The 8,306-nt window shown below is 74.9% G+C and carries 4 protein-coding genes; all 4 read left to right on the forward strand.

Annotation, left to right across the window (positions count from 1 at the left end; translation table 11 throughout):
• Window positions 1-1,077 (forward strand): acyl-CoA dehydrogenase family protein (locus tag ACLIYP_RS27975; protein ID WP_412715880.1); only part of this gene is annotated, 1,077 nt, incomplete at its 5' end.
• Complete coding sequence (locus ACLIYP_RS27980; RefSeq protein ID WP_412715881.1) at window positions 1,074-2,132, forward strand: HAD-IIIC family phosphatase; 1,059 nt, start codon at window positions 1,074-1,076, stop codon at window positions 2,130-2,132. The genes ACLIYP_RS27975 and ACLIYP_RS27980, both read left to right, overlap by 4 nt.
• Window positions 2,133-2,142: 10 nt before the next feature.
• On the forward strand, window positions 2,143-4,038 hold the full coding sequence (locus tag ACLIYP_RS27985) for a non-ribosomal peptide synthetase (RefSeq protein ID WP_412715882.1): 1,896 nt from the start codon (window positions 2,143-2,145) through the stop codon (window positions 4,036-4,038).
• A 32-nt stretch (window positions 4,039-4,070) separates the two neighbouring features.
• Window positions 4,071-8,306 (forward strand): condensation domain-containing protein (locus ACLIYP_RS27990; RefSeq protein ID WP_412715883.1); only part of this gene is annotated, 4,236 nt, incomplete at its 3' end.

Here is an 8,306-nt window from a genome sequence, read left to right on the forward strand (position 1 = left end):
GCTCCGGCCGCCGACTGGGACCGGGACGGCCGGGTCCCGGCGGCAGTGCTCCGCGACCTCGCCCGGGCGGGCCTGCTCGCCCCCGACCTGCCCGCCCGGTACGGCGGCGCCGGCCTGGCCCCCGCCGAACTCGGTGAGGTGGCCGCCCACCTGGGCGGCGTGTGCAGCGCCCTGCGCGGCCTGCTCACCGTCCAGTCGATGGTCGCGGCGGCCCTGCTGCGCTGGGGCACCCGCGAACAGCGGGCCCGGTGGCTGCCGCCACTGGCCGACGGCACCCTCACGGCCGGCTTCGCGGCCACGGAGGAGGGCGCGGGAAGCGCGCTCGCCGAGGTGCGCACCGAGGTCGAGGAGTCCGCGGACGGCACCGCGCTCACAGTGACCGGCCGCAAGAGGTGGGTCACCTTCGGGCAGAACGCCGACGTACTGCTGGTGCTCGGCCGCAGCGACGGCAGGCCCACCGCCGTCCTGGTCGAGACCGACCGGCCCGGTGTGCGCCGCGAGCCGGTCAGCGGCCAGCTCGGCATGCGTGCCGCCGGCATCGCCCACCTCACCCTGGACGCCGTCCGGGTCCCGGCCGGTCACCGGATCGCCCCTCCCGGGGCCGGCCTGTCGCACGTCGCCGCGACCGCGCTCGACCACGGCCGGTTCACGGTCGCCTGGGGTTGCGTCGGCATGGCAGAGGCGTGCGTGGCCGACGCCGCGGCGCATGCCGCAGCCCGGGTGCAGGGCGGTGTGCCGCTCAGCCGGCACCAGGCGGTCGGCGCGCTGCTGGCCAGGATCGCGGTGGACGCCGCCGGGGCCCGCGAACTCGCCGCCCGGGCCGCCCGGGCACGGGCCGGCGGACCGGGCCGCGGCATCACCGAGACGATCATGGCCAAGTACGCGGCCGCCGCCGCCGGAGCGTCGGCCGGCCGCGACGCCGTGCAGATCCTCGGCGCCGCCGGGTGCGCACCGGACAGCCGTGTCGGCCGCCACTACCGGGACGCCAAGGTCATGGAGATCATCGAAGGAGCGCAGCAGGTGTCCGAAATCCACATAGCCGCACACCTGGTGCGCCGCTTCGGGGCGGGCTCATGACGGCCGCGGCGGGCGGAACGACCGTCAAGTGCCTGGTCTGGGACCTGGACGACACACTGTGGGACGGCGTCGTGCTGGAGGGCGACGACCCCAGGCCCTTCCCGCACGTCCCGCGGGTGCTCCGCACGCTGGACGAGCGCGGCATCCTGCACGCCGCGGTCAGCCGCGGCGACCACGACACGGCCACCGCGCACCTGGAGGCGTGCGGTCTCGAGGAGTGGTTCTGCGCGGTGCGGATCGGCTGGGGGGACAAGTCCGCCGCGGTCCGCCGTATCGCCGAGACGCTCAACATCGGTTTGGACACCGTCGCGTTCATCGACAACGACCCGGTCGAGCGCGCCGAGGTCTCCTCCGCGCTTCCGGCGGTCCGCTGCTACGAGGCCGGCACCGCCGACCGCCTTCCGGAGCGGCCCGAGTTCCGCCCCGAGCACGTGACGGCCGAGGCCGCAGGCCGCAGGCACCTCTACCGCACCGAGTGGCGGCGCCGGCAGGCCCAGGAGGAGGCCGGCGGCGACCGCCAGGAGTTCCTCGCCTCGCTCGGCCTCGTCATGGAGGTCGCCCCGGCCACCGTGAACGACCTCGCGCGGGCCAGCGAACTCACCGTGCGCACCCACCAGCTCAACAGCACGGGCCTGGTCTACAGCGAGGACGAGCTGCGCGGACTCATCGCCTCCCCGGACCACCAGGTGCGGCTCGCCCGCCTCCGTGACCGTTTCGGCGACTACGGCGTCATCGGACTGTCCGTCACCGAGCTCACGCCGCGGGACGCGGTGCTGCGGCTGATGCTGATGTCCTGCCGGGTCGCCTCGCGGGGCGTCGGCGGGCTGCTGCTGAACCATCTGATCCGGCGGGCGCGCGCCGAGGGCCGCCGGCCCGTCACGCACTTCGTGCCCACCGCCGTCAACCGCAACATGCTGGTCACCCTCCGTTTCGCCGGCTTCACACAGGTCGAGGCCGATCCGGCGGACGGGGGCCCCATGGTCCTCGCGGTACCCGCGGACCATCCGGTGCCCGAGTCCACCGGGCACGTCCGCCTGCTGGCCCGGGACGCCTGAGGAGGCCGCCGTGACACACCCGACCCGGCAGTCGCTCATCGACGCGTTCCGCGCCCAGGCCGCCCGGACCCCGCAGGCCACCGCGCTCGTCATCGGGACCACCGCGCTCACCTACCGCGAGCTCGACCACGTGTCGGCCGGACTCGCCGAGCTGTTGCGCCGGGCGGGCGCCCGGACCGGCACCAGCGTGTGCATCCGCCTGGAGCAGAGCGCCGTCGCCGTCGCCGCGGTGCTCGCCGCGCTGCGGGTGGGAGCCGCCTGGTCCGCCATCGAACCGGACCTGCCCCCGAGCAGGCTGCGCGCCCTGCTGCGCGACACCGACTGCGCCGTCGTGCTCGCCGCCCGGGACGACCAGGACCTGGCCCGACTGCCGGACGCACCGCCCAGGCTCGCGGCCGAGGACCTCGACCTCGGCGCCCTGGCGGAGGCCGGCGCCCGCGCCGTCGCGGACCCCGTACCGGCGGTCCCGGAGGACGCGCCCGCCTACCTCGTCTACACCTCGGGCTCCACCGGCACCCCCAAGGGCGTCGTGGTCAGCCGCGGCGCGCTGGCCGACTCCGTCCGTCCGCGCGGTGCCGTGTACGGAACCGGGCCCTCGATCTTCCTGATGGCGATGCGGCTGTCGTTCGACGGCATGCTCGCCGGCATGTTCTGGTCGTTCTCCAACGGCCACACACTGCTGCTGCCGACCGCCCGCGAGCTGGGCCGGGCGCCCGAGTTCGTGCAGCTGGCCCGCAGACACCGCGCCACGCACCTCGTCGTCGTGCCGTCCTACTACCGGTTGCTGCTGACCGGGCCCGACCGGCTCCCCGACAGCCTGCGCCTGGTGGTCGTCGCCGGTGAGGTGTGCACGCCCGAACTGGTCCGAAGCCACCGTGCGCACCTGCCCGGCGCCCGCCTCGCCAACGAGTACGGTCCCACGGAGACCGTGGTCTCCTGCACCGTCGAGGACCGGCCCGACCCCGCCCTGGAGCGCATCCCCATCGGCCGTCCCTGGCCCGGCGCCACCGCCCGCGTGCTGGACGAGAGGCTGCGCGAGGTCGCGGACGGGGAACTGGGCGAGCTGTACGTGGGCGGCGCGTTCGTCGCCAGCTGCTACGCACGCGCGCCCGGACGCACGGCCGAACGCTTCGTCGCCGACCCGTTCGGCCCGCCCGGTGCCCGCCTCTACCGCACCGGCGACCTCGCCCGCCGCGACGCGTGCGGCACGCTGCACTACCACGGCCGCACCGACCACCAGGTCAAGGTCCGGGGCGCGCGCGTGGAGCTCGGCGAGATCGAGGCCGTGCTCGAGACCCACCCGGCGGTCGACCAGGCCGTGGTGCTCTGCGAGGAGCGGGACGCCGACGCGCCGCGGCTGACCGCCTTCCTCGTACCGGCCGCGGGGCACGAGCCCCCGGACCCGCGGGACCTGCGCGGGCACTGCCGGGAGCAGTTGGTCCACCAGGCACTGCCGAGCCGCTTCGTACCGGTGGACCGGTTGCCGCTCACCCCCACCGGCAAGGCGGACCGCACGGCGCTCGCCTCCCTGTCCCCCGCGGTCGCCGACCGTACGGAACACCCGGCCGGTCAGGGACGACGGGCCGGCACGCGGCAGGTCGTGGGGGAGATCTGGGCCGAGGTGCTCGGCCACCGTGACGCGGGCCCCGAGGACAACTTCTTCGTCGTGGGCGGCGATTCGCTCAAGGTCGTCGAGCTGTACCGCCGGCTCGACGCGCGGTGGCCCGGAGCGGTGCGTGCGGGGGAGCTGTTCGACCTCGTCACCGTCACCGCCCAGGCGGACGTGATCGACGACCGGACCGGAACCGACGCCGACACCGGGGACCGGGCCGATGCGGAAGCCGACGCCGGCGAGCGATGCCTGCCGGACGCCGGACGTCCCGCTCCGGTGTCCTACGAACTCTGAACGCGCGGTCACACAGGAACGGAGTCGCTGACATGACTGGTACCGGTACGGCCGCCGTCGCGGTCGTCGGCATCGCCACACGCTTCCCCGAGGCATCCGGGCCGGACGCGTTCCGTGCGAACCTGCGAGCCGGCCGCGACTCCGTGCGGCCGGTACCGGCCGAGCGCGTCGAGTCCACCGGCCTGGACCCCGCGGTGCGTTATCCGGAGCTGGGCTACCTGGACCGGATCGATCTGTTCGACCACGAGTTCTTCGGCATGTCCCGCCACGAGGCCGAGGTCACCGACCCGCAGCACCGGCTCGCCCTGCACCTCACGCAGGAAGCCCTGGAGAACGCCGGCTACGCCCCCGCCGCGCTGCGCGACAGCCGGACAGCGGTGATCTTCAGCTCGCCCGGCAACGGCTACCTGCCGCTGGTCACCGATTCCGGCACGCTCGGCCTGATGGGCAACATGCCCTTCGCCCTGCCCGCCCGCATCGCCCACCTCTTCGGTCTGTCGGGGCCGTGCTACGGCGTTGACACCGGATGCAACGGCTCGCTCGTCGCCGTCCACCAGGGGTGCCGCGAACTCCGCGACGGCGAGGCCGACTACGCCGTCGTCGGCGGTGTCAGCCTGCGCCACATCATCGCCCCCGAGGCCTCGGTCGCCGACTTCCCCGGCATCGCGTCGCCGACCGCGCGCTCCCGGGCCTTCGACCGGGCCGCAGACGGCGCGGGTGGCGGTGAGGGCGGTGCGGTGCTGCTGCTGACCACGCTCGAACGGGCTCTGGAGGAGGGCGCGTTCATCCACGCGGTGATCCGCGGTACCGCCACCGCGCACAACGGCCGCCACTCCGCCACCATCGCCACGCCCAGCGCCCGCGCACAGGCCGAGGTGATCACACGCGCCTGGGACCGGGCCGGCCTGGACATCCGCACCGCCGGCTACGTCGAGGCGCACGGTTCCGGCACTCGGCTCGGCGACGCGGTCGAGACCGAGGGACTGGCGCTGGCCCGGCCGGGGGAGCGGCGGCCGCTCGCGGTCGGCTCGGTGAAGACGAACATCGGCCACCTCGACCACGCGGCCGGCATCGCGGGCCTGGTCAAGACGATCCTCAGCGTGCGGTACGGCGAGCTGTACCCGTCGCTGCACTTCGAAAGGCCCGCCGCCGAGGTCGACCTGGACGGCGCCCGCCTGGAGGTGGTGACGTCGCTGCGGCCGTGGCGGACCGAGGGGGTGCGGCGCGCCGGCGTCAGCTCGTTCAGCCTCGGCGGCGTCAACGCGCACTGCGTGGTCGAGGAGCCGCCGTCTGCGCCCGCCCCGCCGGCGGACGGGGCACCGAGGGTGGTCGGTGTCTCGGCCCGGACGGAGGCCGACCTGCACACGCTGTGCGAGCGGCTCTCGCTCGAACTCCGTGACGGCCGTGCCGCGCTCGCCGACGTCGCCTGGACGCTGAACACGGGCCGCGACCACTATCCGTTCCGGGTGGGTGCGGTGGCCGGCCGGACCCGGGACCTCGCGACCGCGCTGGCGGCCGCCGTCACCTGGCGCCGGCTCGCCCCCGCGGCCGGTCCGGTCACCGCACCGCGTGTCGTCTGCCTGCTGTCGGGGGACGCCGAACCGGCTGCCGGCACCGGCGAGCCGGCACCGGTGCCCGACTCCCTGCCGGTGCCGGCCGACCGGGCCGCGGCGGTGCGCGCCCAGATCGCCGCGCACGCCGCGCTCGGCCGGGCCGGGGTCACCGCGGACGGGATGATCAGCTCCGGGCTCTCCCGCTACGTGGTCCGCCACCTCAACGGCACGCTCACCGCCCAGGACACCAGGGACCTCGCGGCGGCGGAGGGCGGGGACGCGCCGGTGCGGCCCGAACGGCTGCGGGCCGTGGCCGACGAGCAACTGGCCGACGGACCCGTGGTCTTCGTCGAGCTGGGCGCTCGCGGCGAGCTGAGCGACCTGCTGGCGGACTACCTGGCCGACCGTCCCGGGGCCGCCGTGCTCACCGCCGCCCCCGGGACGGACGGCGTACCCGGTGTGCTGGCGCGACTGTACGAGCTGGGGCACGACCTCGACTGGTCGGCGCTGACCCCCGCCGCGCGGCGCGTACCGCTGCCGGGGCACCCGTTCCGCGGCGTCCGCTGCTGGGCCCGGCCGGCGGGTGACGTGCGGACGGCCTGGACCGCTTCGCCGCCTGTACCCGAGAAGTCCGCGCCCGAGGCTTCCGTGCCCGAGGCTTCCGTGCCCGAGGCTTCCGTGCCCGAGAAGCCTGTGCCCGAGAAGCCTGTGCCCGACGCGCCTGTGCCCGAGGCGCCTGCGCCCGAGGCGCCCTCCGCCGCGGAACCGGTGGCGGAGGTGCTGCTCTGGCTGCGGCGGACCCTGACCGAACTGCTCCACGCCGACGACGTCGCCGCCGACGACGACTACTTCGCCATCGGCGGCAACTCCATCATCGCCCTGCTGCTCCTGAGGCGCGTCGAGGAGCGGTACGGCGTCAGCCTGCGGATGGTCGACGTCTACGACCACTCGGCCGTCGCCGACCTGGCCGCCGCCATCACGGGCCGGTTGCCCGCCCCCGCCGCCCCCACTGCCGTGTCCGAGCCGGGGCCCGCCGCACCCGCCGCCCCCGCCGTGCCCGAGCCGGGATCCGCCGCCCCGGCCCTCCCACCGATCCGCCGCAGCGACGAGCCCGTGCTGTCCTACGGTCAGGAACGCATGTGGTTCCACCACCAGCTCGACCCCGGCACCACCCTCTACAACCTTCCCGGCGCCTCCCGCCACCGCGGCCCGATCGACCCCGAGGCGATGCGTCTGGCCTGGGAGGACCTGGCCGAGCGCCACGAGGCCCTGCGGTCCAACTTCGTGTCCGTGGACGGCCGCGCGCGGCTGGTCGTCAGACCCGCTCTCGGCGACTTCTTCCGTTACGAGGACCTCACCGGGCAGCCCGGCGCCGAGCACACGGCACGCGCGATCATCCGCGCCGAGTCCGAGCGGGTCTTCGACGTCGAACGGGACCCCCTGGTCCGTGTCACCCTGATCCGCCTCGCACCCGACGACCACCTCTTCTGCTGGCTGACCCACCACGCGGTCAACGACGGCTGGGCGCCGCAGATCCTGATGGACGAACTCATGCGGTTCTACCAGGCGCGCTGCGAAGGGCGGGTGCACCGCTTCGAGCCGCTGCCCGTGCAGTACCGCGACTACGCCAACTGGCAGCGCGAGCTGATGGAGAAGGGGCTCCTCGAAGGCGAACTGCGCTACTGGGCGGAACGCCTGGCCGACCCTCCCGCCCTGGAACTGCCCACCGACCGGCCGCGCGCCGCCCGGATGGACTTCACGGGCGCCGCCTACGGTCTGACCATCCCCGCGGAACTGGTCACCCGGCTGAGGGAGGTCGGCGCGCGCGAGTCCGCCACGCTCTTCACGGTGCTGCTCACCGGCCTCAAGATGCTGCTGTCCCGGTGGTCGGGCCAGCACGACATCGTGGTCGGCACTCCCACCATCGGCCGTACCCGGCCCGAACTGTGGGGCCTGCTCGGCTTCTTCAACAACACCATAGCGCTGCGCTCCGACCTCTCCGGCGACCCGGCCTTCCGCACGCTGCTGCGCCGGGTGCGCACCGCGGTGATCGAGGGACTGGAGAACCAGGAGATCCCCTTCGACGCGGTCGTGCGCGAGGTGGCGCCGCAGCGCGACCCGTCCCGCAACCCGATCTTCGACGTCATGTACGTCCACCAGACGCTGCCGCCGCACTTCGTCTTCGGCGAGAGCCTGTTCGGCCCGGCCGTGGACGAGGACGGCGGCCCGCTGTTCCCCGGACTCCCGCCGGGCACCGCCAAGTTCGACATCACGGTGGTGGTCGGTGAACGCGCCGGCGCCGACGACCTGGACGTGGTGGTCGAGTACAGCACGCAGCTGTTCGACCGCGACACGATCGCCGCGCTGACGGAGTCGCTGATCGACCTGCTCCGCACGGTCACCGACGACGCCGGCACCCGGCTCTCCGCACTGCCCGGGCGGCCCGCGGACCGGGACGGCCGGCAAGGGGAGGAGCTCGGCGGGCTGCGGGTGTTCGAGCTGCCGGCCGACCGTCCGCGGCCACCGGGCGGAGGCACCGGCGAGACGGCCCGCCACGAGGTCGCGCTCCCCGCCGGCCTCGCCGCCGCGCTGGGCCCCGACGGACTGCTGGCCGCCCTCGCCGCCCTGCTGACCGACCGCGCCGAGGCCGACGGGATGCTGCTCGGCCTCGTCCGGCCGGACGGCGCGCCGCTGCCGCTGCGGATCGACGTGGCC

The organism is Streptomyces nanhaiensis (assembly GCF_046614825.1).
Classification (GTDB): Bacteria; Actinomycetota; Actinomycetes; order Streptomycetales; family Streptomycetaceae; genus Streptomyces; species Streptomyces radiopugnans.

What these genes read in the sequence shown, in the direction of transcription:
- ACLIYP_RS27980 (WP_412715881.1), top strand. Translation starts at nt 1,074, where the DNA reads ATGACGGCCGCGGCGGGCGGAACGACCGTCAAGTGCCTGGTCTGGGAC.